At 70.3% G+C, this 25,370-nt stretch carries 22 protein-coding genes and 2 pseudogenes; 7 read left to right on the top strand and 17 right to left on the bottom strand.

The features are described from left to right. Positions 1–101 precede the first annotated feature (101 nt). Positions 102–1,856, bottom strand: a complete 1,755-nt coding sequence (locus ACVW19_RS10095; RefSeq protein ID WP_457458532.1) for a pyridoxal phosphate-dependent aminotransferase — start codon at positions 1,854–1,856, stop codon at positions 102–104. Positions 1,857–2,012: 156 nt separating this feature from the next. Next, a pseudogene (locus tag ACVW19_RS10090) lies at positions 2,013–2,174 on the bottom strand (transposase); the annotation flags it as partial. A gap of 23 nt (positions 2,175–2,197) precedes the next feature. Between ACVW19_RS10090 and ACVW19_RS10085 the strand changes: the two are divergent. Beyond that, a pseudogene (locus ACVW19_RS10085) lies at positions 2,198–3,478 on the top strand (RNA-guided endonuclease InsQ/TnpB family protein). A 34-nt stretch (positions 3,479–3,512) separates the two neighbouring features. Here ACVW19_RS10085 and mmsB read toward each other — a convergent pair. The 6 genes from mmsB to ACVW19_RS10055 all read right to left on the bottom strand — a co-directional run bounded on the left by mmsB (position 3,513) and on the right by ACVW19_RS10055 (position 11,019). Then, positions 3,513–4,757 carry a multiple monosaccharide ABC transporter permease gene (mmsB, locus tag ACVW19_RS10080; protein ID WP_457458531.1) on the bottom strand — a complete coding sequence of 415 codons (1,245 nt, stop codon included), beginning with the start codon at positions 4,755–4,757 and terminating at the stop codon, positions 3,513–3,515. Then, a complete protein-coding gene (gene mmsA, locus ACVW19_RS10075; protein ID WP_457458529.1) occupies positions 4,754–6,331 on the bottom strand; it encodes a multiple monosaccharide ABC transporter ATP-binding protein in 1,578 nt (525 codons plus the stop codon). Before mmsA ends, mmsB begins: the two co-directional genes overlap by 4 nt. Positions 6,332–6,374: 43 nt before the next feature. Then, a complete protein-coding gene (chvE, locus tag ACVW19_RS10070) occupies positions 6,375–7,487 on the bottom strand; it encodes a multiple monosaccharide ABC transporter substrate-binding protein (protein WP_457458527.1) in 1,113 nt (370 codons plus the stop codon). Positions 7,488–7,646: 159 nt separating this feature from the next. Further along, positions 7,647–8,615: a hypothetical protein gene (locus tag ACVW19_RS10065; RefSeq protein WP_457458525.1), complete on the bottom strand. Its 969-nt coding sequence runs from the start codon at positions 8,613–8,615 to the stop codon at positions 7,647–7,649. A 182-nt stretch (positions 8,616–8,797) separates the two neighbouring features. After that, entirely contained in the window at positions 8,798–9,847 is a 1,050-nt protein-coding gene (locus tag ACVW19_RS10060; RefSeq protein WP_457464522.1) for a zinc-dependent alcohol dehydrogenase, read from the bottom strand. A gap of 8 nt (positions 9,848–9,855) precedes the next feature. Beyond that, positions 9,856–11,019, bottom strand: coding sequence for a mandelate racemase/muconate lactonizing enzyme family protein (locus ACVW19_RS10055; RefSeq protein ID WP_457458523.1), 1,164 nt, complete (start codon positions 11,017–11,019; stop codon positions 9,856–9,858). A gap of 272 nt (positions 11,020–11,291) precedes the next feature. Between ACVW19_RS10055 and ACVW19_RS10050 the strand changes: the two genes are divergently transcribed. Beyond that, entirely contained in the window at positions 11,292–12,113 is an 822-nt protein-coding gene (locus ACVW19_RS10050; protein ID WP_457458521.1) for an SCO2400 family protein, read from the top strand. 45 nt (positions 12,114–12,158) lie between these two features. Here ACVW19_RS10050 and ACVW19_RS10045 read toward each other — a convergent pair whose 3' ends face one another. After that, positions 12,159–12,626 (bottom strand): MarR family winged helix-turn-helix transcriptional regulator, encoded by a 468-nt coding sequence (locus ACVW19_RS10045; RefSeq protein ID WP_457458519.1) that lies wholly within the window; start codon positions 12,624–12,626, stop codon positions 12,159–12,161. A gap of 90 nt (positions 12,627–12,716) precedes the next feature. Here ACVW19_RS10045 and ACVW19_RS10040 point away from each other — a divergent pair, with 90 nt between their 5' ends. Together ACVW19_RS10040 and ACVW19_RS10035 are read left to right on the top strand one after the other, a co-directional pair. Beyond that, entirely contained in the window at positions 12,717–13,739 is a 1,023-nt protein-coding gene (locus ACVW19_RS10040) for an NADP-dependent oxidoreductase (RefSeq protein WP_457458518.1), read from the top strand. A 48-nt stretch (positions 13,740–13,787) separates the two neighbouring features. Beyond that, positions 13,788–14,591 (top strand): EI24 domain-containing protein, encoded by an 804-nt coding sequence (locus tag ACVW19_RS10035; RefSeq protein WP_457458516.1) that lies wholly within the window; start codon positions 13,788–13,790, stop codon positions 14,589–14,591. Between the two features lie 293 nt (positions 14,592–14,884). Here ACVW19_RS10035 and ACVW19_RS10030 read toward each other — a convergent pair whose 3' ends face one another. Both ACVW19_RS10030 and ACVW19_RS10025 read right to left on the bottom strand, forming a co-directional pair. Continuing rightward, positions 14,885–15,880, bottom strand: coding sequence for an aldose epimerase family protein (locus tag ACVW19_RS10030; protein WP_457458514.1), 996 nt, complete (start codon positions 15,878–15,880; stop codon positions 14,885–14,887). 15 nt (positions 15,881–15,895) lie between these two features. Beyond that, the gene (locus tag ACVW19_RS10025) at positions 15,896–16,828 is read right to left on the bottom strand and encodes an SGNH/GDSL hydrolase family protein (RefSeq protein ID WP_457458512.1); all 933 of its coding nucleotides are present in this window, start codon (positions 16,826–16,828) and stop codon (positions 15,896–15,898) included. Between the two features lie 299 nt (positions 16,829–17,127). Between ACVW19_RS10025 and ACVW19_RS10020 the strand changes: the two genes are divergently transcribed. Continuing rightward, positions 17,128–17,622, top strand: a complete 495-nt coding sequence (locus ACVW19_RS10020) for a DUF3145 domain-containing protein (RefSeq protein ID WP_109381402.1) — start codon at positions 17,128–17,130, stop codon at positions 17,620–17,622. A 121-nt stretch (positions 17,623–17,743) separates the two neighbouring features. Here ACVW19_RS10020 and ACVW19_RS10015 read toward each other — a convergent pair whose 3' ends face one another. From ACVW19_RS10015 to fasR, 5 genes are all read right to left on the bottom strand, one after another. Then, entirely contained in the window at positions 17,744–19,015 is a 1,272-nt protein-coding gene (locus ACVW19_RS10015) for a beta-ketoacyl-[acyl-carrier-protein] synthase family protein (protein ID WP_457458510.1), read from the bottom strand. A gap of 107 nt (positions 19,016–19,122) precedes the next feature. Then, entirely contained in the window at positions 19,123–19,371 is a 249-nt protein-coding gene (locus ACVW19_RS10010; protein ID WP_004988657.1) for an acyl carrier protein, read from the bottom strand. Between the two features lie 101 nt (positions 19,372–19,472). Beyond that, positions 19,473–20,474 carry a beta-ketoacyl-ACP synthase 3 gene (locus ACVW19_RS10005; protein ID WP_457458508.1) on the bottom strand — a complete coding sequence of 334 codons (1,002 nt, stop codon included), beginning with the start codon at positions 20,472–20,474 and terminating at the stop codon, positions 19,473–19,475. A 22-nt stretch (positions 20,475–20,496) separates the two neighbouring features. Then, positions 20,497–21,417 carry an ACP S-malonyltransferase gene (locus tag ACVW19_RS10000; RefSeq protein ID WP_457458506.1) on the bottom strand — a complete coding sequence of 307 codons (921 nt, stop codon included), beginning with the start codon at positions 21,415–21,417 and terminating at the stop codon, positions 20,497–20,499. Between the two features lie 89 nt (positions 21,418–21,506). After that, positions 21,507–22,712, bottom strand: a complete 1,206-nt coding sequence (gene fasR, locus ACVW19_RS09995; RefSeq protein WP_457458504.1) for a fatty acid biosynthesis transcriptional regulator FasR — start codon at positions 22,710–22,712, stop codon at positions 21,507–21,509. 74 nt (positions 22,713–22,786) lie between these two features. Here fasR and ACVW19_RS09990 point away from each other — a divergent pair, with 74 nt between their 5' ends. Continuing rightward, positions 22,787–23,443: a pirin family protein gene (locus ACVW19_RS09990; protein WP_457464520.1), complete on the top strand. Its 657-nt coding sequence runs from the start codon at positions 22,787–22,789 to the stop codon at positions 23,441–23,443. Positions 23,444–23,924: 481 nt separating this feature from the next. Further along, positions 23,925–24,095: a GNAT family N-acetyltransferase gene (locus ACVW19_RS09985; protein WP_457458502.1), complete on the top strand. Its 171-nt coding sequence runs from the start codon at positions 23,925–23,927 to the stop codon at positions 24,093–24,095. Between the two features lie 32 nt (positions 24,096–24,127). Here the strand turns inward: ACVW19_RS09985 and ACVW19_RS09980 are convergent, their stop codons facing one another. After that, positions 24,128–25,345 carry a hypothetical protein gene (locus ACVW19_RS09980; protein ID WP_457458500.1) on the bottom strand — a complete coding sequence of 406 codons (1,218 nt, stop codon included), beginning with the start codon at positions 25,343–25,345 and terminating at the stop codon, positions 24,128–24,130. Positions 25,346–25,370: the final 25 nt, after the last annotated feature.

Below are 25,370 nucleotides of genomic sequence, written 5' to 3'. Positions count from 1 at the left end.
TCAAGGACTGATACGACACCGGCAACGGCTCGATGCGCGGCCCCCGAAGGGCCGCACATCGAGCCCTTTCGGTTGAGCCCGGCCTGACCGACGGGGCCTGCTCAGCCCACCTGGCCCATCCCCGCGGCCTCCGGCCAGTTCTGCGCCTGCGCTCCGGACCAGCCGGCCGCGGGGGCCTGGGAGAGGCCGTCGGTGCCTCTGACCTGGGCCGCCGTGAGGCCGCCGCGGGCGGGGACGCCGGGCGGGGTGGGCCCGGTGGGCATCGGCCGCTGGGCCGGTACCGGAGCCGGGGCAGGTGCCTGCGGGGGTGGGAAGGACGCCGCGGCGGGCATGGGAGCCGGAGCCGGTATCTGAGCCGGCGCCGCCAGGGGGTACGGCATCTGCTGCGGGACGGGCTGCTGCGGAACCTGCTGCGGCACAACGGGCTGCTGCACGGGCTGCGGCATCTGCTGCGGCACCGGCGGGTGCATCTGCTGCGCCCCCGGTGAGGCTGCCGCCGGCATCGGCATCCCACCGTCCGCGCCCACCGCGGCGGGGGGCGGGGCGGCGGGGAGCGGCATGCCGATGCCGGCGGCCGGAGCGGCGGGGAGGCCCGGGGCGTGCGCACCGGCGCCGGCGCTGATGGCCTGAGCGGCGAGGCCCTGGGTGCCGGCGCCGTTGGTCTCGCTGACCAGGCGGTCCACTGCCGCCGTGCCCGAGCTGTAGCCGGTCCCTGTGGCCTGCTCGGGCACGGCGGCTCCCCTCCTGGAGGTCCCGTAGAGCACCTGTTCCAGGCCGGACACCAGGCGACGTACGTCCACCTGGGGGCGTACCACGAGACGCAGGAAGCGGCTGGACGAGCCGATCTTGTTGCCGCACTCGCGGACCAGGAGCCGGTGCTCGGTGAGCATGCGGTCCCGGACCACGGTGCCCTCGGCGCCCACGGGGAGGCGCACGAAGAGGAAGTTGCCCTGGGACGGGTAGACCGTCAGGCCGGGCAGTGAGGAGAGCTGGCCGGACATGTCCATCCGGTCGCGGCGCACCTGGTGGAGGCTCTGCTGGTACTCGGTGCCGTGCTCCTTCAGCATGAACACCACGTGCTCGGCGAAGGAGTTGAGGTTCCACTTCGGCAGCATCGAGCGGATGCGGCCCGCGAGCGAGGGGTTGGCGACGAGGTAGCCGAAGCGGATGCCGTGCAGGCCGAAGTTCTTGCCGAGGCTGCGCAGGACGATGACGTTGGGGCGGAGCATCGCCTCCTGCACCACCGACGGTTCCACCTCGGCGTCGGCGAACTCCAGGAACGACTCGTCGATCACCACCAGGTCCAGGTCGGCCATCGCGTCCATGAACTGCACGATCGCGTGCTTGTGCAGGAAGCCGCCGTCGGGGTTGTTGGGGTTGCAGATCACCGCGACCTTCGTGCCCCGGGCCCGGATGAACTCGGCGTACTGGGCGAGGTCGAGGGCGAAGCCGCCGGACTCCTGGAGCGGGAACATGTCGACCCGCTTGCCGGTCTCCATGGGCTGGTCGGTCCAGCGGCCGAAGGTGGGGACGGGGACGGCGAGGGACTCACGGACCAGCAAGTGGTCGATCCAGGTGATGAGTTCCGTCGAGCCGTTACCCATCGCCACGCACTGCGGCGGGAGTTGGAGCAGGCTGCACAGTTCGGCAGTGATGGTGTCGGCGCTGCTCGGGTAGTACGTGATGATGTCGCGCAGCCGGATCGCCATGTCCTCGAACATGGCGGGAGTGGGGAAGTACGGGTTGCACGGGATGCAGAAGTCCACCGGACCGGCTCCGTCGCTCTCGCGCGCCAGCGCAGCCATCGACGGGCTGTGCGCCGCGTTGCTGCGGAACAGCGAGGTGACGTCGGCCATGGAACCTCCGTGGACGGCGGGCCCGCCGGGGACGTTGTGGGCCCGTCATGCGTGGGTGGCCCGCGCGGGGGAGCACGGGCCACCCGTACATACGGAAGGGTGCGTGGCGCTGTTCAACCGGTGTGAAAAAACTGTGACGGAGTGAACCCGGGGCGGTTCAGTACAGACCTCCCGCATGATCTCCTCGGCGCGGGTCAGCATGGCGTCGGTGAACGCGTTGCGCCGGTACTTCGTAACGAAAACCAAGTGAACGTGCAGGTTGTGGACAACATGGCGACCGGTTCTGGCATCGGGGTCAGAGTTCCAGCGCGGTGACACGGACCACCGCTAGGTTCTCGATCATGAGTCAGGACACTCTGGTCAAGCGGCAGTTCGGGCATCGTGCCCGGCTCGCGCTGTCGCCTGCCGGGGTTCGTGCGGTGGATGATCAGGCGCATGCGGCCCGCACCCTGTGGAACCTGCTGCACACCTGGTGGCAGATGATGCCGAAGGAGAAGCGGACCCTCGGCAACGCGGACGCCGCGATCCGGCAGGCCCGCCAGGACATCGACTTCCTGGCCGTCCTGCCCGCGCAGGCCGCACAAGCGGTACTCAAGACGTACGTCCAGGCGTGGAGGAACTGCTGGGAGGGCCGCGCCGACGCCCCGAACTTCAAAGGCCGCCTCCGCACGGTGATGTCCGTGGACATTCCGCAGGGCCGCGACCTGAACATCATCCGCGTGCACCGCCGCTGGGGCATGGTCAACCTTCCCAAGGTTGGCCGGGTCCGCTTCCGCTGGACCAAAGACCTGCCCGTGGGCAAACGTGCCAGCGCGGAGAACCGGATCACCGGGGCCCGCCTGGTCAAGGACGCGCTCGGCTGGCACATCGCCTTCCGCGTCCAGACCCTGGAGGCCAGGCCCGAGCCCCACCCGGGGCCGGACGTCGGCATCGACGTGGGCGTCACCGTGCCCCTCACCCTCTCGGACGGCGAGACGTACGAGCACGGCGAGTGGCTGACCGGCAAGGAGAAGGCCAAGCTCCTGCACCTGGAGCAGCGCGCCGCGCAGCGCAAGCGCCACCGCAAGGCGGGCGAGCGCACCGGCCGCCGGCTGCACCGCACCTACGACCGGATCGCAGGACTGCGCGCGAAAGCCAAGCGCCGGGCCCTGGACTGGCAGCACCAGACCACCACCGCCATCGCCCGCACCTACGGCACCGTCGTGGTCGAAGCACTCACCATCCCGAACATGGTCAAGTCGGCCAGGGGAACCCTCGAGGCGCCGGGGAAGAACGTCGCCCAGAAGTCCGGGCTGAACCGCTCCATCGTTCAGGAGGCATGGGGCCGGACGGTCACCCTGCTGACGTACAAGACCGCCCGGCTCGGCGGCACCCTGCACAAGGTCCCCGCCCCCGGCACCTCCCAGCGCTGCTCGGCGTGCGGCATCACCACGCCCGGTAACCGGGATTCCCAGGCCGTGTTCGTGTGCAAGAACCCGGACTGCGGCTGATCGGGCAACGCCGACCACGACGCAGCCCGGAACGTCTTGCACCTGTACCGGACGGGCCTCGCGCTCATCCCGGCTGCCGGGAGGGCAGTCGTCAGGCGCGCGCAGCGCGTCAAGCCCGCTGCCGCAAGGTAAGCAGGAATCTCCCGGCTTCAGCCGGGAGAGCACTTCAAGAACCGACCTTGCGCTTGTTCCACACGTCGAAGCCGACCGCCGCCAGGAGCACCAGGCCCTTGATGACCTGCTGCCAGTCGGTGCCGATGCCGACGAGGTTCATGCCGTTGTTCAGCACGCCCAGGACCAGACCGCCGATGATCGCTCCGAGCACGGTGCCGACACCGCCGCTCATCGACGCGCCGCCGATGAACGCGGCCGCGATCGCCTCGAGTTCGAAGTTGAGGCCGGCCTTGGGAGAGGCCGCGTTGAAGCGGGCGGCGAAGACCAGACCCGCCAGGGCCGCGAGCATGCCCATGTTCAGGAAGACCAGGAACGTGACCTTCTTGTCCCGCACGCCGGACAGCTTGGCCGCCGGCAGGTTGCCGCCGATGGCGTAGATGTGGCGGCCGATGACGGCGTTGCGCATCACGTAGCCGAAGCCGACGAGCAGCGCGCCGAGGATCAGCAGCACGATCGGGGCGCCCTTGTAGCTGGCGAGCAGCAGCGTGACGGTGAGGATGGCGGCGGTGAGCGCCACCAGCTTCAGCAGGAACAGCTTGGCGGGCGGGACGTCGAGGGCGAACTCCTGCTGGCGGCGCCGGTCACGGACCTCCTGGAGCACCACGAGCGCGATCAGTCCGAGGCCGAGCAACAGGGTGAGGTTGTGGTAGTTCGTCTCCGGACCGACCTCGGGCAGGAAGCCGTTGGCGACCTTCTGCAGCCCGCGCGGGAACGGGCCGAGGGTCTGGCCCTCCAGGAAGATCTCGGTCAGACCGCGGAAGGTGAGCATGCCCGCCAGGGTCACGATGAACGACGGTATGCCGCCGTACGCGATGAACCACCCCTGCACGGCGCCCGCGGTGGCGCCCACGGCCAGGCACAGCACCACCGCCATCGGCCAGGGGATGTCGTTGCGGACCATGAACACCGCGGCCATCGACCCGACGAACGCCGTCAACGAGCCGACCGACAGGTCGATGTGACCCGAGATGATGACCAGCATCATGCCGATCGCGAGGATCAGGATGTAGCTGTTCTGCAGCACCAGGTTGGACACGTTGCGCGGCAGGATCAGGTCGCCGTCGGTCCACACCGCGAACAGCGCCACGATCAGGCCCAGGGCGAACAGCATGCCGTACTGGCGCATGTTGCGGCGCATGCCCTCCAGCATCAGCCGGAGCAGGCCGTCACCGGTGCCCGCCCCGTTCTTGCCCGGCGGCGCGGCGGCCGGGGTCTTGTCGGTGACATCCGTGCTCATCGGGTTACCTCTCTGCCCTTCTCGTCCTGCTTGTCCTGCTTGTCCTTCGTCATTCGACGCATCAGCGATTCCTGGGAGGCCTCGGCCCGCGAGAACTCCCCGGTCAGCCGCCCCGCGGCCATCGTGTAGACGCGGTCGCACATGCCGAGCAGTTCGGGCAGTTCGGAGGAGATGAAGACGACCGCCTTGCCCTGTGCGGCCAGTTGGTCGATGACCGTGTAGATCTCGTACTTGGCGCCGACGTCGATGCCGCGGGTCGGTTCGTCCAGGATCAGCACCTCGGGACCCGCGAAGATCCACTTGCTGAGGACGACCTTCTGCTGGTTGCCGCCGGACAGCTTGCCCACCGGTTCGAAGACGGTCGGCGCCTTGATGTTCATGGACGTGCGGAAACCCTCGGCGACCCGGCGTTCCTCGTGCTCGTCCACGACGCCCCGCCTGGCGACCTTGCCGAGGGCGCTGAGCGAGATGTTGCGGTTGATGGTGTCGATGAGGTTCAGGCCGTAGTGCTTGCGGTCCTCGGTGACGTACGCGATGCCGTGCCGTACCGCCTCGGGGACGGTCTTCGTACGGACCTCCCGGCCGTCCCGGAGGACCGTGCCGGCCGCGTGCCGGCCGTAGGTGCGGCCGAAGACGCTCATCGCCAGCTCGGTGCGGCCGGCGCCCATCAGACCGGCGATGCCGACGATCTCGCCGCGCCGGACCTCCAGGGACACGTCGTCGACGACCTTGCGCTGCTGGTCGATGGGGTGGTGCACGGTCCAGTTGCGGATCTCGAGCGCCGGGGCCGTGCCCTCCTCCGGGTGGTGCGGGGTCCGCTCGGGGAAGCGGTGCTCCAGGTCGCGGCCGACCATGCCGCTGATGATCCGGTCCTCGGTGGTCTCAGCCGCCTTCACGTCGAGCGTCTCGATGGTCCGCCCGTCCCGCAGGATCGTCACCGAGTCGGCGACCCGGCGGATCTCGTTCAGCTTGTGGGAGATGATGATCGACGTGATGCCCTGTTCCTTCAACTGGAGGATCAGGTCCAGCAGTTTGCCGCTGTCCTCGTCGTTGAGTGCCGCGGTCGGCTCGTCGAGGATGAGCAGCTTCACCTTCTTCGACAGCGCCTTGGCGATCTCCACCAACTGCTGCTTGCCCACGCCGATGTCGGCGACCCGGGTCTCGGGGTGGTCCTCGAGCCCGACCCGGCGCAGCAGTTCGGTGGCGTGCCGCAGCGTCTCGTGCCAGTCGATGCGGCCGCGCCTGGCGTGCTCGTTGCCGAGGAAGATGTTCTCCGCGAGGGAGAGGTACGGCACCAGGGCCAGTTCCTGGTGGATGATGACGATGCCGCGCTGTTCGCTGGCCCTGATGTCCTTGAACCGGCAGGCCTCCTCCTCGAAGAGGATCTCCCCTTCGTAGCTGCCGTGCGGGTGGACGCCGGAGAGGACCTTCATCAGGGTCGACTTGCCGGCGCCGTTCTCGCCGCAGATGGCGTGGACCTCGCCCCGCCGGACGGTCAGTGTGACGTCCGACAGCGCCTTGACGCCGGGAAAGGTCTTGACGATCGAGCGCATTTCCAGGACGGGTCCCGCCATGGTCGTGCCTTCCAGTCAGGGGTGAATCGGTCGGTGGCGGCGGTTACTTGAGGTCGCTCTCCTTGATGTAGCCGGAGTCGACGACGACCTCCTGGTAGTTCTCCTTGTCCACGGCGACCGGCTCCAGCAGGTAGGCCGGCACGACCTTCGCCCCGTTGTCGTAGGTCTTGGTGTCGTTGACCTCGGGCTCCTTGTCGTTGAGCAGCGCGTCGACCATGTTCGTGGCGACCTCGGCCAGCTTGCGGGTGTCCTTGTAGACGGTCATCGACTGCTGGTCGGCGATGATCGACTTCACCGAGGCGACCTCGGCGTCCTGGCCGGTGACGATCGGCAGCGGCTTGCTCTTGGAGCCGTAGTCGTCCGACTTCAGGGCGGACAGGATGCCGATGGAGATGCCGTCGTACGGGGAGAGGACCGCGTCGACCCGCCCGCTCTTGTAGGACGAGGTCAGGATGTCGTCCATGCGCTTCTGGGCGGTGCCGCCGTCCCAGCGCAGGGTGGTGACCTGGTTGAGCTCGGTCTGGCCGGACCGGACGACGAGCTGCTTCTTGTCGATGTACGGCTTCAGGACGTTCATCGCGCCCTGGAAGAAGTAGCGGGTGTTGTTGTCGTCGTTGGAGCCGGCGAACAGCTCGATGTTGAACGGGCCCTTCTCGCTGCCGTCCTTCAGGCCGAGCTTGTCCAGGATGTAGCTGCCCTGGAGTTCGCCCACCTTCTCGTTGTCGAACGAGGCGTAGTAGCCGACGTTCTCGGTGCCGAGGATCAGGCGGTCGTAGGAGATCACCGGGATGTCGGCGTCCTTGGCCTGCTGCAGCACGTTGTTCATCGACTTGTTGTCGATGGCCGCGACGATCAGCGCCTTCACACCCTGCGTGATCAGGTTCTCGATCTGCGCGACCTGCTGGTCCGGGTCGTCCTCGCCGTAGACCAGCTTGGTCTTGTAGCCCTTGGACTTCAGGTCCTTCTCGACGTTGTTGCCGTCGGCGATCCAGCGCTCGGAGGACTTGGTCGGCATCGCGATGCCGATGGTCGCCCCCTCGGAACCTTCCTTGTCCTCCTCGCTGCCGCCCTCGCTGTTCTGGCCGCAGGCGGACAGGGTGAGGGCGAGCGAGGCGGCGGTGGCCACGGCGGCGAGAGCGGCTCTGCGGTTACGCATGATCATCATCCTTGAGGTGTGTGCCGGGGCGGTGACGTGCGGGTCGGTACAGAGGTGCGACGTCGCTTCCGGGGCGGGGTGTCTGACGAGAACCGAGAAAGGGGTGTGTGGGATTGTGCGCGACTGTGTCTACTTCTGTGAAGTCGAGTTTCCGGAACGTTATGACGGGGCGTCGAACCGGCGCAGATCGCCCGGAAGCCTCGAACCGAGGGGGGCCATGTCGCCGTCCGCGCCGTGGCGGGCGAGCAGATCCAGGGCGAGCCGGCCGCGCCGCACCCGCTCCTTCGCGGTGGCCAGGGTGAGCTCCCGCATGTGGTGCCCGTACGGATAGATCCCGGGCGCCTTGGCCAGGCCGAACTTCAGATACAGCGGCGCGCCGCGCCGGATCAGCTCCGCGACCTCGTACATCCGCACGTAGCCGCCGAGGTCGTCGGGGGCCTCGATGTACATGTCCATCGGAGTGGCCGAAACCCGTCGTATCTCGGTGAGGTGATCGAGCGTCAGGTCGCTCGGTACGTTGATCGAGTCGGCGCCGAGCTGCTCGTACACCGCGTACGAGGCCGGGTTCACCGGCCCGACGAGCGCCGAGACCTTCAGTGTGGTGTCGGCCGGGATGATGCCGGCCGACCGCGCCCGGTGGAGCGTCCACAGCACGCCCTCGTCGGCGACGAGCAGGCACTTCACGCCCGACTCCGTTGCCCGGACCGCGTCTTCGACGCACCCGGCGACCGCGTCGTGGCCCCGCGCGCGCAGTCCGGCGCCCTGCGAGTCGGTACGGGTGGAGCCGCCGATGTCCCAGGTGCCGCGCGGGCCGGTGAACAGGCAGAGTTCGATGTCCCGTTCGGCGGTGGCGTCGACCATCTCGGTGAGTTCGGCGTCGGTCAGCATCCACACGCCGCTGCCCTGGCTGATCCGGTGGATCGGCACGTCCAGCCGGGAGGCCTCCTTCAGGACCACCGCCAGCGCCTCGGGCCCCTCGCAGGAGGGGACCTCGGTGCGCCAGCGGCCCCCGCCGGGGAAGGAGTGCGGCGAGGCGTCGGCGGGGTCGGGGGCGGGAGCGCCGAGGCCGAGCGCGGTGAGCGCCTGCTCACCGGGCCTGCGGGGCGCCTTGGCGGAAGCGTCGGTCACGAGATGTCCTTTTGTTCGGTGGGTCGGACGAGGTTCGCGGCCCGGGGTGGGGGCGGGCGGCTGCGGCTACGAAGGGGGAGGGACGAAGGGAACAGAAGAGAGGCGAGAGGGGCGGAAGGGAGCGAGTCGGGGGTGGGGCCGTCAGGCCGCCCCACCCCCGGCTCCCCCAGGGGCTGTAGGACCTACGGGCGCAGCAGGACCTTGCCCACCCCGGGATCGCCCGACCCCACCAGCTCGATGGCCCGGGAGAACTCGGCCAGCGGCAGTTCGTGCGTGACCAGCGGCAGCGGGTCGAGCAGCCCGGCGGCGAACACCCGCACCGTGTGCGCCCAGGCGTCCGGCGCCGCCCCGAAGACGGTGTGCACCTCCAACTGCCGTACGACCAGATCCGTCGGGTCCAGGCCGTCCGCACCCGGCGCCGGGATGCCCGTCAGGACGAGTCGCCCGCCGCGCCGGAGCAGCGCGGCCGCGGTGCGGGCCGCGTTGGCGGACCCGGCGGTCTCGATCACGACGTCGAAGTCGTCCGGGAGTTCCCGGTCCTTCGTACGGAAGTCGGTGGCGCCGTACCGCCGGGACAGCGCCTCGCGGTCGTCCCGGCTGCCGACGACGAGCAGTTCGGCCGGGGAGTTCGCGCGCAGGAACTGCACCGCGAACATGCCGAGGGTGCCCGTACCGACCACGGCGACCCGCTCACCGGGCAGGGTGTGCGCCTTGAGCGCGGCGGCGGCGATGCAGGCCGCCGGCTCCAGCAGTGCCGCCGCGGTGAGGTCGGCGTCGTCCGGCAGGACGTGCAGCAGGCGGGCCGGCAGGGTCAGCGTGGCGGCCATCGCCCCCGGCCGGGTGAACCCGGTCTCCTCGTACCCCGCCGAGCACAGCGTCGTCTCACCGGCGTGACAGCGGTCGCACACCTGGCAGTTGCGGAAGCCCTCACCGACGACCTTGCGGCCGGTGAGCGAGGCCGGCACTCCCGCGCCCACCCGCAGCACGGTCCCGGACCACTCGTGGCCCGGGGTGAGCGGGTAACGCACGTACTCCTCGGGCCGGTTGCCCTGGTACACCTCGCGGTCGCTGCCGCAGACGCCGGTCGCGTGCACGCCGACCAGTGCCTCGCCGGGGCCGGGGTCGCGCGGCTCGTGCGCGACGAGACGGTGCGTGCCGGGGCCTTCGACGACGACGGCGAGCGAGCCGGCGGCGGCGGGGGTGGCGGCGGGGGTGGCGGCGGGCCCGCCCACGCGCGCGGTCACTTCGTTCCCTTGGGCTTGCGCTGTTCCCAGCCCTCGGCCCACAGGTCGAACCGGGCCTGCTGCTGCGGGAACTCGGCCGCCGCGTCGACGTCCAGCTCCACCCCGAGCCCGGGGGCGTCGGAGAGGTGGAAGCAGCCGTCCTCCGGGTTCACCTGCGGGGCGCCCTTGACGACCTTCTTGATCTCCGCGTCCGCGAAGTCGTTGAAGTGTTCCAGGATCTTGAAGTTCGGTGAGGTGAAACCGACTTGGAGGGACGCGGCGGTGAGGACGGGACCGCCGACGTTGTGCGGCGCGACCAGCATGTAGTGCGTCTCGGCGGTCGCCGCGAGCTTGCGCGTCTCCCAGATGCCGCCGATGTGGCCGACGTCCGGCTGCAGGATGTCGACGGCCTGGCTCTCGAACAGCTCACGGAACTCGATGCGGTCGTGGATGCGTTCACCCGTGGCGAGCGGGATGTCGACCTTGGCGGCGACCTTCTCCAGCGCCTTGAGGTTCTCCGGCGGGACCGGCTCCTCCAGCCAGGCCGGGTCGAACGGCGCGAGTTCCCTGGCGAGGCGGACGGCGGTGGCGGGGGAGAAGCGGCCGTGCATCTCCAGCATCAGCTCGGTCTCGGGGCCGATGGCGTCGCGGACCGCCTCGATCAGGGAGACCGCGTACAGGCTCTGCCGGTGGTCGAGTTCGAAGTGGCCGGTGCCGAACGGGTCGATCTTCAGGGCCCGGTAACCGCGCTCCACCACCGACTGCGCGGCCTTGTGGTAGGCCTCCGGGGTGCGTTCCGTGGTGTACCAGCCGTTGGCGTACGCCTTGACCCTGTCGGTCACCTTTCCGCCGAGCAGCTGCCACACGGGCACGCCGAGGGCCTTGCCCTTGATGTCCCAGCACGCCATCTCGACGACGGCGATGCCGGACATCACGATCTCGCCGGCGCGGCCGAAGTCGCCGTACTTCATGCGGCGGACCAGGTCCTCCACGGCCAAGGGGTCGCTGCCGAGGATGTGGTTGGCCTCCGCCTCCTTCAAGTAGCCCAGCAGGGCGTCGGTGTGCCCCAGCATCCGGGTCTCGCCGATCCCCGTGAGCCCCTCGTCGGTGTGCACCTGGACGTACGTCAGGTTGCGCCACGGCGTCCCGACCACGTGTGTGCTGATTCCGGTGATACGCACGGCGGTTGCCCCTCGCTGAGTTGTGGACCCTGTTCTCGCCAGTGTCGCCAGTGTCTTCTTCGGTGTCTTCGCCGGTGTCGTCGGTGGCTGTTCGATATTTCGACACACGTTCGAAATGTTGGCGTGACAGTAAGGACGGGGCGGCGGGGGTGTCAATGGGTCGCGCGCACAACGGTTTCGGCAGTTTCGAAACCATTGGGCGAGGGTCCCTACCAAACCTTCACATCTTGCTCTATCAACCGGGCGTGAGCGGAACCTAGTCTTCCCGCGTCATGGACTATTGCCACCCGTGCCGACGGCACCTCAACGGCGCCCTCGCCTGCCCGGGGTGCGGCACCCCTGTCGAGACCCTCCGCGCCCACCCGGAGGCCTCCGCCACCCCGCAGGCGGCGTACGAGGAGGACGTACCGGAACCGGAACCGGAGCCGGAGCCGACGCCGCACGCGGAGCCGGAACCCGCCGAAGACGCGCGGCGGCCGGCCATCGACGCGGACGCCGACGCCGACGACCCCACGGGTCCGGAGGCGGACGACGAGGGGCCCATGGCAGGGGCGAGCCGCCGGGACCGCAAGGCCGCGGCGCACCGCAGGCGACGGCGCAGGTCGCTGCTGATCGCGGCGGGATTCGTCTTGGCCGCAGGCGCGTTGAGCCTCGCGGAGCTGGGGATGGACGCACCGGGGGCGAGGCCCGAGCCGGCGGCGGCCGGGGACGAGACGCCGGACGGCGGATCGGCGAAGGTCGATTCGGTGCCACCGCCCGGCGGCGCCCCGGGCGCGGGCGCGTCCGTGAACTCCCCGTCCCCCAGCGCCTCCGGCTCACCGTCGGCCTCGGAGTCGCCTGCGGACGATGAGTCGGCGGAGGCGGAGGGGGAGGAGGAGACGGAGACGGAGGAGGGGGCGGAGGGGGAGCCCGAGGAGGCCACCGGGCCGGCACCCGCGGGCACGTCACCGGCCGACCCGACCACGGCGCCGCCACAGCAGTCCCCGCCGCAGCCGGACGTCCCGGAGCCCGCCCCGACCACTACGGAGCCCGAACCGGAACCGGAGCCCGAACCCTCGGAAACCTGCGACCGCTTCCTGTGGTGGTGCACCTGACGGACCCGGTCCGGACCCGGGTCCGGTGGAGCTGTCGACCAGGCCCTACGCCTCGGGTGCGCCGGTGCCCCGGTCGGTGTCCAGCATCGTCCGCAGCGTGTCCCGCAGGGCCAGGCGTTCCTGTTCCGTGAGGGCGGCCAGGGGCTCGCGGGCGAAGCGCAGCGACTCCCGCATGCTGCGGGCCACCCTGCGCCCCTCCGCCGTCGCCGCCGCCAGCTTCACCCGGCGGTCGGCCGGGTCCGGGCGGCGCTCCGCCAGCCCGCGCGACTCCAGACGGTCGACGATGCCGGTGACGTTCGACGGCTCGCACTTCAGACGCTGGGCGAGCTTCCGCATCGGCAGGGGCTCCAGGGAGAGCAGGCTCAGCAACCGGGCCTGCGCGCCGGTGAGCGCGTGGCCGGCCGCCGCCTCCTCGTACTCCTCGTGGTAGCGGGCCACGACCGAGCCGATGAGTTCGACGACCTCCAGGGTCAGGGCGTCGGGGCGGCTGGGGGAACTGGATGCGGCGGCCATGCCCCCAGAGTACTCATATGCTTGACATCCTGAAATATTCAGCGGCATGGTTGTTTCAGGTCCTGAAACACCTCGAGGAGGCCCCACCCCATGTCCGACACCCCCACGCTCCCCACCACCGGCCGCGAGTGGCAGCTGCTCAGCCGGCCCGTCGGATGGCCGAAGCCCGAGGACTTCGCCCTGGTCGAGGCCGAGGTCCCGGCACCCGGTGCGGGCCGGGTGCTGGTGCGGAACAAGTACCTCTCCGTCGATCCGTACATGAGGGGAAGGATGTCGGCCGCCAAGTCCTATGTGGCGCCGTACGAGCTGGGCAAGGCCATGCAGGGCGGTGCCGTCGGCGAGGTCGTCGCCTCGGAGGCCGAGGGGATCGCCGTCGGCGACCACGTCCTGCACTTCTCCGGCTGGCGCGAGTACGCCGTCGTGGCCGCGGAGAACGCCGTCAAGGTGGACCCCGACGCCGCGCCGCTGTCGGCGTACCTGGGCGTGCTGGGGATGACCGGGCTCACCGCCTACGCGGGCCTGCTGCGCACCGCCGCCTTCAAGGAGGGCGACCGCGTCTTCGTGTCCGGCGCCGCGGGCGCCGTCGGCAGCCAGGTCGGGCAGATCGCGAAGCTCAAGGGCGCCTCCCGGGTCGTCGGCTCCGCCGGATCCGACGAGAAGGTCAAGCTGCTCGTCGAGGAGTACGGCTTCGACGCCGCCTTCAACTACAAGAACGGCCCCGTGAGCGAGCAGCTGCGCGCCGCCGCCCCGGACGGGATCGACGTCTACTTCGACAACGTGGGCGGCGACCACCTGGAGGCGGCGATCGGGTCGCTCGACCGGGGCGGCCGGATCGCCGTCTGCGGAATGATCTCCGTCTACAACAACACCGAGCCCGCGCCCGGCCCGAGGAACCTGGCCCGGCTCATCCAGACCCGCGGCCGCATCGAGGGCTTCCTGGTCAACGACCACTACGACCTCCAGCCGCAGTTCGTCCAGGAGGTCGGGGCCTGGGTGCGCTCCGGCGAGCTCAAGTACCGGGAGACCGTCGTCGAGGGCATCGAGAACAACCTGGAGGCGTTCCTCGGGGTGCTGCGCGGCGACAACACGGGGAAGATGATCGTCAAGCTCTGACGGCGACCGGCCCACGACACGTCGCCGACGGGCACTTATAGTGCCCCCATGCGCGATCTTGGGGCGGGATTCCGGTATCTCCTGAAGGGCCAGCGCTGGGTGGCCCGGCACGGCAAGCAGTACGGCTTCGGTCTGGTGCCGGGACTGGTCACACTGGTGCTGTACGCGGCGGCGCTGGTGGCGCTGGCCCTGTGGGGAGCCGGCTTCGTCGGCTGGGCGACACCGTTCGCCGACGACTGGTCGAGCCCCTGGCTCGGCCTGTTCCGCGGGTTCCTCACCGTCGTCCTGTTCGCGCTCGGACTGCTGCTGTCCGTCATCACCTTCACCGCGGTGACGCTCCTCATCGGCCAGCCCTTCTACGAGAGCCTCTCCGAGAAGGTCGACCGGGACGTCTCGCCCGACGGCACCGCCCCCGAGTCCGGGCTGACGCTGGGGCGGGAGCTGTGGATCTCCGGCCGGGACAGCCTCCGTATCGTCGTACGCGCCCTCGTCTGGGCGGTGCTGCTCTTCGCCCTCGGGTTCATCCCCCTCCTCGGGCAGACCGTCGTACCGGTGATCGGTTTCATGGTCACCGGCTTCTTCCTCACCGAGGAGCTGACGGCGGTGGCCCTCCAGCGACGCGAGGTCGAACTGCGGGAGCGGCTCGCCCTGCTGAGGGCCCGCAAGACCCTGGTCTGGGGCTTCGGAACACCGCTCGGGCTCGCCTTCCTCGTCCCGTTCGTCGCGGTGTTCCTGATGCCGGGCGCGGTCGCCGGCGCCACCCTCATGGCACGGGACCTGCTCGGCGAGGAGACCCCCGAGGACGGCTCCGACGAGCCCGTGCGCCGGCGCACTGAGACCGACGCCCACTGAGATCGGCGCCCACTGAGACCGGCGCCCACTGAGACCGGCGCCCACTGAGACCGGCGACGAACTGCACCAGCGTGCTGTCGGGATCCGGTACGAGGTGACCACATCGTGGTCCTTTGTGAAGGGTTCGTACGAATTCCAGGCCGGATGCCCGATCGCGGGCCGCGGGGTCACCGCGACGATTAACGTCTGATGCGGGGTATCACCCGCTGGCCGGGGTAGTCCTCGTATGAGCAGCCCCGGTCCGGGACCCTGACCCCGGACCGGGGCTCATGCACGCCGCCCCGGGTCCGGACCTACCGCACGGAGAAGCCGTACACCGTCTCCGAGCGGAACACCTCGCCCGGCCGCAGGACCGTGCTCGGGAAGTCGGGCCGGTTCGGGGAGTCGGGGAAGTGCTGGGTCTCCAGTGCGACGCCGGCCCCGGGGGCGAAGGGCTCCCCGATGAGGTCGGCGGTGTAGAGCTGCATCCCGGGCTCGGTGGTCGCCACCGTCAGCACCCGCCCGGACGACGGGTCGTACAGCTCGGCGACCTCCACCGGCGTCGGCGTCACCCCCTTGTCGAGCACGAGATTGTGGTCGTACCCGGTGCCCGTCCTGCGCCCCTCGCGGAAGTCGAAGCGGGTGCCGGTGACGTCCCGGAGTTCGCCGGTCGGTATCAGGTCCGCGTCGACCGGGGTGAACCGGGAGGCGGCGCACCGCAGTTCGTGCCCGGCCGCGCTGCCGGCGGCGGCGCCGGAGCCGGGGTCGGAGCCGGTCAGGTTCCAGTACGAGTGGTTCGTCGGGTTCAGGACCGTCGGCGCGTCGGTGACCGCCTCGTACACGATCCCCAGCGCGCCCCGCTCGTCCAGCGTGCAGGTCACCGACATCTCCAGGCGGCCCGGGAAGCCCTCCTCGCCGTCCGCGGAGACCCGGCCGAGGCGTAGCCCGTGCGGTACGGGCGTCACGTCCCACACCCGCTTGTCGAAGCCCCGCTCACCGCCGTGCAGCGAGTTCGGCCCGTTGTTCGGGGCGAGCGTGTGGACACGCCCGTCCAGCGGGAAGCGGGCGCCCGCGATCCGGTTGGCGTAGCGCCCGATCAGGGCGCCCAAGTAGGGCTCCGGACGGGCGACATAGCCGTCCAGGCCGGAAAAGCCCAGCACCACGTTCCCGGGCCGCCCCTCCCGGTCCGGCACCTCCACGGCCTGCACGATCCCGCCGTACGACAGCATCCGCACCCGTGTGCCGGCCCGTTCCAGGGTCCAGCGGTGCACCGGGGTGCCGTCGGAAAGTGTGCCGAAGAGTTCGTTCATGTGCGGAACGATAGGTCACGGCTGCTTCGCCGTGACCGTGCGGTAGGCGATCTCCGCCAGTCTGGCCTGACCGTCGATGCTCGGGTGGAACCAGTCCCAGCGGCTCAACTGCTCGGTGCCGAACTCGTACTCGTACACCGCGCCGCCGTCGAAGCGGCAGCGGAGGTCCTCCGCGCAGACCTCCTCCAGCGCCTTGTTGTAGTCCTCCACCCGGCTTCGCACCGTCTCGCGCCGCTCCGTCGCCGCCGCGTCCAGCACATCCGGATCGGCCAGCATCGACGGGCAGATGCCGAGCTTCCACACCTGCTTGCCCAGCTCGTTGGTCCGGCCCTGCGACCACAGCCGCTTGAGGTCCGGCACACTCGCCACATACACCTGGGCCTTGGGCAGCGCCTTGCGCAGGGTGTGCATCGCGTCCTCGAAGTCCGCGCGGAAGTCGGCCACCGGCGTCATCGCCGACGTCGTGGCCCGGCAGGCGTCGTTGGCCCCGGCCATCACCGCCACCAGCTGCGGATCGCGCCGCACCGCCCGGGCCATCTGACCCGGCAGATCCGCCATCCGCGCCCCGGTGACCGCGTAGTTCCAGCTCCGTTCGGCCGCCCCGGCCGTCCCCAGCAGCCGCACCGCGAGACTGTCGACCTGCGCACTGCTGCCCGTGGCCCACGACACCTCGGGACAGTCCGTCAGCACCGCGCACGCGTCGAAACCGCGGGTGATGGAATCGCCCACGGCGGCCACGGAGGTGGGGCTGGTGTCCCAGACGGGTGTGGGCGACGGGGACGGCGCGGCCTCCTTCGCCGGGCCGGCGGACGGAGCGGACGCGTCACCGCCGACGGCGTCGCAGCCGGCGACACCCAGCACGCCCCCCAACGCGACCGCCGCCACGGCGAGCACGGCCCGCGAGCGGCCGCCCCGCCCGAGCCGCGCCCGCCGTGTCCCCTGCTCCATCCCGCCGCCTCCCCGCGCATCGTGGTCACCGTCCCCCATGCATAACAACGCGCGGGAGTTCCCGCTCGCTCGGACGGACCGGCTCACACCACCCGGGGCCGCATACGGCCATCCGGGAACGGCACACCCAGGGGAACTGTCGTCCTGCCGGGTGAATGCCGGAAGTTTCCGGGCACCAGGACGGACGGTACGTCACACTCCATCCCCCACCACACGGTAGCCTCGCCATCAACGTGGCTCGCCCGGCCACCCGCTGATCGGCCCCGTTCCGTCCTGTCCCGCTCTGCCCGGAGGTTCCGGTGACGACACGTGGAGTTCTGTACGTGCACTCCGCGCCGCGCGCGCTGTGCCCACACGTCGAGTGGGCCGTCGCGGGGGTGCTCGGCGTGCGCGTCAGCCTGGACTGGACCCGCCAGCCCGCCGCGCCGGGCACCTGGCGCTCGGAGTTCTCCTGGAAGGGCCAGGCCGGCACCGCCTCCAAACTCGCCTCCGCGCTGCGCGGCTGGCAGCTGCTGCGCTTCGAGGTCACCTCGGAGCCCTGCCCCACCGCCGAGGGCGAGCGCTACAGCTGCACCCCCGACCTCGGCATCTTCCACGCCGTCACCGGCATGCACGGCGACATCATGATCCCCGAGGACCGGCTGCGCGCCGCCCTGGTCCGCTCCCAGCAGGGCGAGACCGACCTGGAGGCGGAGATCGCCAAGCTCCTCGGCAAGCCCTGGGACGACGAACTGGAACCCTTCCGCTACGCGGGCGAGGGCGCCCCGGTCCGCTGGCTCCACCAGGTGGTCTGACCGCTCGCCGAGACCGGCCCCGGGCCGCGACCCGCCCTCCCCGGCACCCCCTGACACACCGAGGGGCCCCACCTCGAAAGGTGGGGCCCCTCGCACGTACGCCTCGGCGTACCGGCGTCGGTCAGACCGACCGGAACGCCAGCACCACGTTGTGCCCACCGAACCCGAACGAGTCGTTCAGCGCGGCGATACGACCCTCGGCGGGCAGCTTGCGCGCCTCGCCCCGGACGATGTCCGCGGTCGCCTCGGCCTCCGGGTCGATGGTGTCGACGTTGATGGTCGGCGGAGCCACCCGGTGGTACAGCGCGAGCACCGCCGCCACCGACTCCACGCCGCCGGCGCCACCGAGCAGGTGCCCGGTCATCGACTTGGTCGCGGAGACCGCCATGTGGTCGACGTCGTCGCCGAAGACCTTGCGCAGCGCCTTCAGTTCGGCGACGTCACCGGCCGGCGTCGAGGTGGCGTGCGCGTTGACGTGCACGATCTCGGCCGGGTCCAGGTCGGTGTTGTCCAGCAGGTTCTGCAGGGCGTGCGAGATGCCGCGGCCCTCCGGCTCCGGCTGCACGATGTCGTGGCCGTCGGCCGAGATGCCCTGGCCGACCGCCTCCGCGTAGACGCGGGCGCCGCGCGCGGCGGCGTGCTCGGCGGACTCCAGGACGATGACGCCCGCGCCCTCGCCGAGGACGAAACCGTCCCGGGCGACGTCGTAGGGACGCGAGGCGCCCTCGGGGTCGTCGTTGTTCTTGGACATCGCCATCATGTTGCCGAACGCGGCGATGGGCAGCGGGTGGATCGCCGCCTCGGTGCCCCCCGCGACGACGACGTCGGCGCGGCCGGAGCGGATCATCTCGATCGCGTAGCCGATGGCCTCCGCGCCCGAGGCGCACGCCGAGACGGGGGTGTGCACGCCGGCCTGGGCGCCCACGAGCAGGCCCACGTTGGCCGACGGGCCGTTCGGCATCAGCATGGGGACGGTGTGCGGGGAGACGCGGCGGACGCCCTTCTCCTTCAGCACGTCGTACTGGTCCAGCAGGGTCGTCACACCGCCGATGCCGGAGGCGATGACCGTGCCGAGCCGCTCCGGGGCGACGTTCGGGTCCTCACCCGCCTTGCCTTCGAAGCCGGCGTCGGCCCACGCCTCCTTGGCCGCCACCAGCGCGAACTGCGCCGAGCGGTCCAGCCGGCGGGCCTGCGGACGGGGGATGGTCTCGGTGGGCTCCACGGCCACGGGGGCCGCGATGCGGACCGCCTGGTCGGCGGCCCAGTCCTGCTCCAGGGGCTTGACTCCGGAACGGCCGGCGATCAGGCCCTCCCAGGTAGAGGCTGCGTCGCCACCCAGCGGTGTGGTTGCGCCGATACCGGTGACGACCACGGTGCGATTGGTCGAGCTCATCGGAATTCTTTCTCCAACGGATTACGAGGATTCGTACGGCGCCACCGCCGGGTGGCGGGGCCGGGGCCCCCGGGCCTCCCCTTTGGATCAGGAAGGCCCGGCAGTGCTCAGGCCTGGTGCTTGAGGATGTACTCGGTCGCGTCGCCGACGGTCTTGAGGTTCTTGACGTCGTCGTCCGGGATCTTGACGTCGAAGCGCTCTTCGGCGGCGACGACGACCTCGACCATGGACAGCGAGTCGACGTCCAGGTCGTCGGTGAAGGACTTGTCCAGCTGGACGTCCTCAACCGGGATGCCGGCGATCTCGTTCACGATCTCCGCGAGACCGGCGACGATCTCTTCCTGAGTGGCGGCCATGATGGCGCTCCTTCGCTGTGATTCCAGAGGGTGTGGCGCCCGCCGCGTCAACGGCGGGTACTGCGGTTCCGCACCGGACCGGGTGGTCCGGCACGGAGTGCCTAGGGGAGAGTAACGACCGTAGCGGCGTAGACGAGACCCGCCCCGAAGCCGATGACGAGCGCGGTGTCGCCGCTCTTCGCCTCGCCGGTCGCCAGAAGCCGCTCCATCGCGAGCGGAATCGAGGCGGCCGAGGTGTTGCCGGTGGTGCGGATGTCACGGGCGACCGTGACGTGCTCCGGCAGTTTCAGGGTCTTCACCATCGAGTCGATGATCCGCACATTGGCCTGGTGCGGGATGAAGACGTCCAGATCGTCCGGCGAAAGCCCGGAGGCTTCCAGCGCCTCCTTGGCGACCTTCGCCATCTCGAACACGGCCCAGCGGAACACCGCCTGGCCTTCCTGCGTGATCGCGGGGAACTTCTCGACCTCGCCGTCGCGGTAGTCCGTCCACGGCACGGTCTGCTTGATGACCTCGGACTTGTCGCCCTCCGAGCCCCAGACCGTCGGGCCGATCGCGGGCTCCTGGGACGGGCCGACGACGACCGCGCCCGCGCCGTCACCGAACAGGAAGGCGGTGGCCCGGTCCTCCAGATCGGTCAGATCGCTCAGCCGCTCCACGCCGATGACCAGCACGTACTCGGCCGAGCCCTCCACGACCATGCCCTTGGCCAGCGTCAGGCCGTAACCGAAGCCCGCGCAGCCCGCCGAGATGTCGAAGGCGGCGGCCTTGTCCGTGCCCAGCTTGTCGGCGATCTCGGTCGCGACGGCCGGGGTCTGGCTGAAGTGCGAGACGGTCGCCACGACGACGGCGCCGATCTGCGAGGCGTCGATCCCGGCGTCCGCGATCGCCTTGCCGGACGCCTCGACCGACATCGCCGCGACCGTCTCCTCCGGCGACGCCCAGTGCCGCGTCTCGATGCCGGAACGCGAGCGGATCCACTCGTCGGACGAGTCGATCGTCTCGAGGATCACCTCGTTCGGCACGACCCGGGTGGGCCGGTAGCCGCCCACACCCAGGATGCGCGCGTACGGGGCGCCCTTACCGGGCTTGATCTTCGCCATGCGGAATCTGCTCCTAAGGGCGTCAGGCGTGCTCTGCGACGAGCTCGCGGGCGGCGTCGAGGTCTGCGGGGGTCTTCAGCGCCAGCGTCTTGACGCCGGGCAGCGCACGCTTGGCGAGACCGGTCAGGGTCCCCCCGGGGCACACCTCGATCAGCGCGGTCACCCCGAGCTCCTTGAACGTCTCCATGCACAGGTCCCAGCGGACCGGGTTCGCGACCTGGCCGACCAGGCGCTGAAGCACCTCGGTGCCGGTCGCGACCGTCGCGCCGTCCTTGTTCGACACGTAGGTGACCTTCGGGTCGCCCGGGGCGAGGTCCTCGGCGGCCTTGGCCAGCGTGTCGACCGCGGGGCCCATGTGGTGCGTGTGGAACGCGCCGGCGACCTTGAGCGGGACGACCCGGCGCACACCCTCGGGCTTGTCCGTCTCCAGCGCGGCCAGCTGCTCCTTGGTGCCGGCCGCCACGATCTGGCCCGCGCCGTTGATGTTCGCCGGGGTCAGCCCCAGCTTCTCCAGGTGCGCCACGGTGACGTCCGGGTCGCCGCCGAGCAGCGCCGCCATACCGGTCTCGGTGATCGCGGCGGCGTCGGCCATGGCCAGACCCCGCCTGCGGACCAGGCTCAGCGCGGCGGAGTCGTCGAGGACACCCGCGAACGCGGCGGCGGTGATCTCACCGACACTGTGGCCGGCCACCGCGCCGGGCGCGATGTCCGCCATCTCGCCGAGCGCCGAGGCGGACAGCAGCCCGGCCGCGACCAGCAGCGGCTGGGCGACGGCGGTGTCACGGATGGCGTCCGCGTCGGCCTCGGTGCCGTAGTGGACGAGGTCGAGTCCGATGGCCTCGGACCAGGCGGCGACGCGGTCCGCGGCACCGGGCAGGTCGAGCCATTCGGTCAGGAATCCGGGCGTCTGAGCGCCCTGGCCGGGAGCGACGAGTACGAGCACTCTCACACTCTCTCTTGACGACGGCCGAAGCCGCCCGTGGGGACAAGGACGAAGAACACGAGGGGGTTTTGTGGGACCCCGACAAGAGGCTAGAGCTGAAGATCACCGTCGACCAGACGCCCCAGGATCAGCGCGATCCTCAGCGTGAAGGCAGAGCGTACATCGGAGGGTGACCAGCCGGTGACGTCTGTCACACGTCGGAGCCGGTAACGAACGGTATTGGGGTGAACGAACAGCATCCGGGCGGCCCCCTCCAGACTGCTCGCCTGCTCCAGATAGACGCTGAGCGTCTCCAGCAGCGCGGCCCCGGCCTCCTCCAGCGGTCTGTAGATCTCCTCCACCAACTGTTCGCGGGCCGCGGGATCACCGGCGATCGCCCGCTCCGGCAGCAGATCGTCGGCCAGCACCGGACGAGGTGCGTCCTGCCAGGCCGTACACGCCTTGAGGCCCGCCGCGGCGGCCTGCGCGGACCGGGTCGCCGCCAGCAGGTCCGGCACCACCGGCCCCGCCACCACCGGCCCCTGCGCATACGGGCCGATCAGCGACTTGGCCACGCCCAGCGGGTTGTCGCTGCCGCCCGCGATCACCACCAGCCGGTCCCCGAGCACCCCCGTCAGCACCTGCAGCTTGGCGTGCCGGGCGGCCCGCCGGATCGCCTCCACGGTCAGCTCGGAGTCACCGTCGGGCGCGGTGCCCAGCACCACGCACACATGCTCCGGCGAGTTCCAGCCGAGAGCGGCGGCCCGCGACACGGCACCCTCGTCGGCCTCGCCGCTGAGCACCGCGTTCACCACCAGCGACTCCAGCCGCGCGTCCCAGGCACCCCGTGCCTCGGCGGCCTGCGCGTACACCTGGGCGGTGGCGAAGGCGATCTCCCGCGCGTACACGAGGAGCGCCTCGCGCAGCACCGCCTCGTCGCCGGGCGCCGCCACCTCGTCGATGGCGCTCTCCATGACCTCGATGGTGGTGCGCACCATCTCCACGGTCTGCCGCAGCGTGATGGCCCGGGTCAGCTCGCGCGGCGCGGTGCCGAAGACGTCGGTGGAGATGGCCTGCGGTGCGTCGGGACGCCGGAACCACTCGGTGAACGCGGCGATGCCCGCCTGCGCGACCAGCCCGATCCAGGAACGGTTCTCCGGGGGCATGGCCCGGTACCAGGGCAGCGTCTCGTCCATCCGCGTGATCGCCTGCGCGGCCAGGCTGCCGGACGACTTCTCCAGCCTCTTCAGCGTCGCGGCATGCGCGTGGACGGGGCGTGCTGCGGCATCGTGGGTACTGGTTTCGGGTTCGGGCACGTGGACAAGACTGCCTTATCCGGACGGGTGAACGGGCCGCCGGGTCCGCGTGGCAGGTTTACGGTGGGCCGGTGATGCACGTACGGCGCGCGCACGAGCGCTACCAGGGCGGCGATCCGGCGGCCGGAATCGAGACCCGGCACGCCTTCTCCTTCGGCCCCCACTACGACCCCGACCACCTCCGCTTCGGCCAGGTGATCGCCTGCAACGAGGAGCACCTGGCCCCCGGCGCCGGCTTCGACGAGCACCCGCACAGCCACACCGAGATCGTCACCTGGGTCGTCTCCGGCGAGCTGACCCACCGCGACTCCACCGGCCGCGAGAGCGTGGTCCGCCCCGGCGACCTGCAACGCCTGAGCGCCGCCTCCGGCGTCCGCCACGTGGAACGCAACGCCGGCCCCGAGCCCCTGACCTTCCTCCAGATGTGGCTGACCCCGCTGCGGCCGGGCGGCGACCCCTTCTACGAGATCGTCCGCGGCATGACCGACTCCACCCCGTACGCCCTCCCGGAGGCCGGCGCCACGCTCCACGTCCGCCGCCTTTCGGCGGGGAAACGGACGGCGATCCCGGATGCCGCATACGTGTACGCCCACGTCGTACGCGGCGAGGTGACCCTGAACGACGAACACCTGACCCCGGGCGACGCGGCCCGCATCACGGACGCCAAGGGGCTCGCGGCTGTCGCGGAGACCACATCGGAGCTCCTGCTGTGGGAGATGAGCCCGGTGTGACCGCTCCGAGGCCCGCCGAAGTGCAGAGAAAGTCACACACCCTTCGAAAGCGAGCAGAGTTAGTTACACCCAGGTGTAACTAACTCTGCAGAACCGCGTGATCATCTCCGTACGGATCCGGCTGAACAGCTTGCCGTGCTCTCAGACGCAGAGCCTCGTGCTCTGGAGCGCCGACTCGAACAGGGTGCCGACCGACCTGGAGTCGATCTGGCCTGCATAAGGCATCTCGGCCTCCGAGGTGCTGGGCCTGCCGGTGTGGGGTGGCTGAAAAGCGTGAGCGGTTGGCGGGCAACTGTCACTTGAGCGCTCAAATGAGCGAGGTGTGGACAGTTGAGGTCGAAGTGCTCACGCTTTTCGAGTTCCTCCATGCAGCCGGAGGGGGCCCGCTGATGGGGAGTGACGAATGCTGCGCGTCAGTTCGAACTCTCCTGCCGTCTGTTGATCCGAAACTCAAAGAGTTCCATCCGAGGCTGCAGCGAACGTGCGGGCCGCCAAGGTGGCCTGCGAGCGGGTTGCCCGTGCGGCGGCGGACAACACCGGATCGGTGCGGGTCCTGGAGAAGTGCGGCTTCGAGGTCGTCGGCGAGGACCGGGGCTTCGCGAACGCGCGGGGAGCGGAGATCGACGAGCTGGTGCTGCGGTTGGATGGATAATTTTCCCCACCCCCGTAAACGTGTTGGTCGAATTAGCGATACAGCAAATTTGATAGTTGGTATGGGGTGAACCAGGTCGACATGATTGAACTCGCGGGGCGTGTCCCTTCCGAGATGCAGGTGGGAAAGGTCGTGCTCTTTGGGATCATGTTCTCTGTGGGGCTCGTCACCGTTTTCAACATCGCGCAGATGACGGATCGGATATTCCTGTTCCTGGCGGGCGTGCTACCCGGCACTGTGGAGAGGGCTACTCCGGGGTCGCTCCGGTTCGCCGCCGGCGGCGTAACACTCCTGTCTCTGATCGGTTTGGTGGTCGAGATTCGTATGGGTCTCACCTGACGCGGGGCACAGGATGGCCCATCGGTAAGAAGGAGTTCCTCAACCGCTTTTGGAACGTGCGGGTCGCACTGGAACGGGCCCCGGCGCTCGCTCCCGCTCCACGGGTCCTCCCAGACCACGGTGCAGCGCCCTGACCTGTCCTCCTGGACCACGGTCAGATCCACCTGCGGATCCGGCTCCGCCGCCACGGCCCCGGCGATCCCCAGGCCCAGAAGTACCGCGCCCAGCAACGCGCCCCACCGGAAGAAGGGACGGCGGCGGGCAGGCGTGGTGTCCGCCGTGCCCGTCACGGCCGGACCTGTCGCGGACGTCTGCACCTGTGGGGGCGCCGGACGCTCCAGCAGCCCGGCGGAAACAGCCGCGTGCAGGTCGCCCTCCCGCCGGCGCCGCCGGGTCGGTCGCGTCCACACCAGTGTCCTGCCACCCGGCTGCGAGACGACTCCGCCCCAGGAAGGATCCCCGCACCACCAGAGCACACCGGAATCCGGCGGCCACGACAGGGGGTGGCGCTGCTGAACGGCCACCACGGTCAGCGCCCACAGTTCGTCGGTGTCAGGCGTCCTCAGGACGAGCCGTGTCGGGCCGGTGCCCATCGCCGGCGCGACAGCGGGGCAGACGATCCAGGGTTTCCCGGACAGCAGCCTTTGCATGCGCCCCGCGATACGCAGGGCACCGGCTCCGAGGCCCGCCACGGCCAGCCCGCCGCCTGCGGTGTACGGGGCCGGTTTGCTCAGCCAACTGACTCCCGCCACAGCGCCCACCACCACGAGCACCACGGTGATCACCACGATGCCGAGCCCGATGAACAGCAGGTGCGAGGCGTGCCGCCGGTACGCAGCCAGGACGTGGCGAGTGGTCCCGAAGTCCACCGCCACTGCCGGGAGCTCCGGGACCCGTACCTCGGACGTCACAACCACTCCCTGGAGAAGCGACCGC

The sequence above is a fragment of the Streptomyces sp. TE5632 genome, assembly GCF_054061295.1.
The sequence above is the reverse complement of the archived record's forward strand: the minus strand, read 5'-3'. Positions and strand labels throughout refer to the sequence as shown.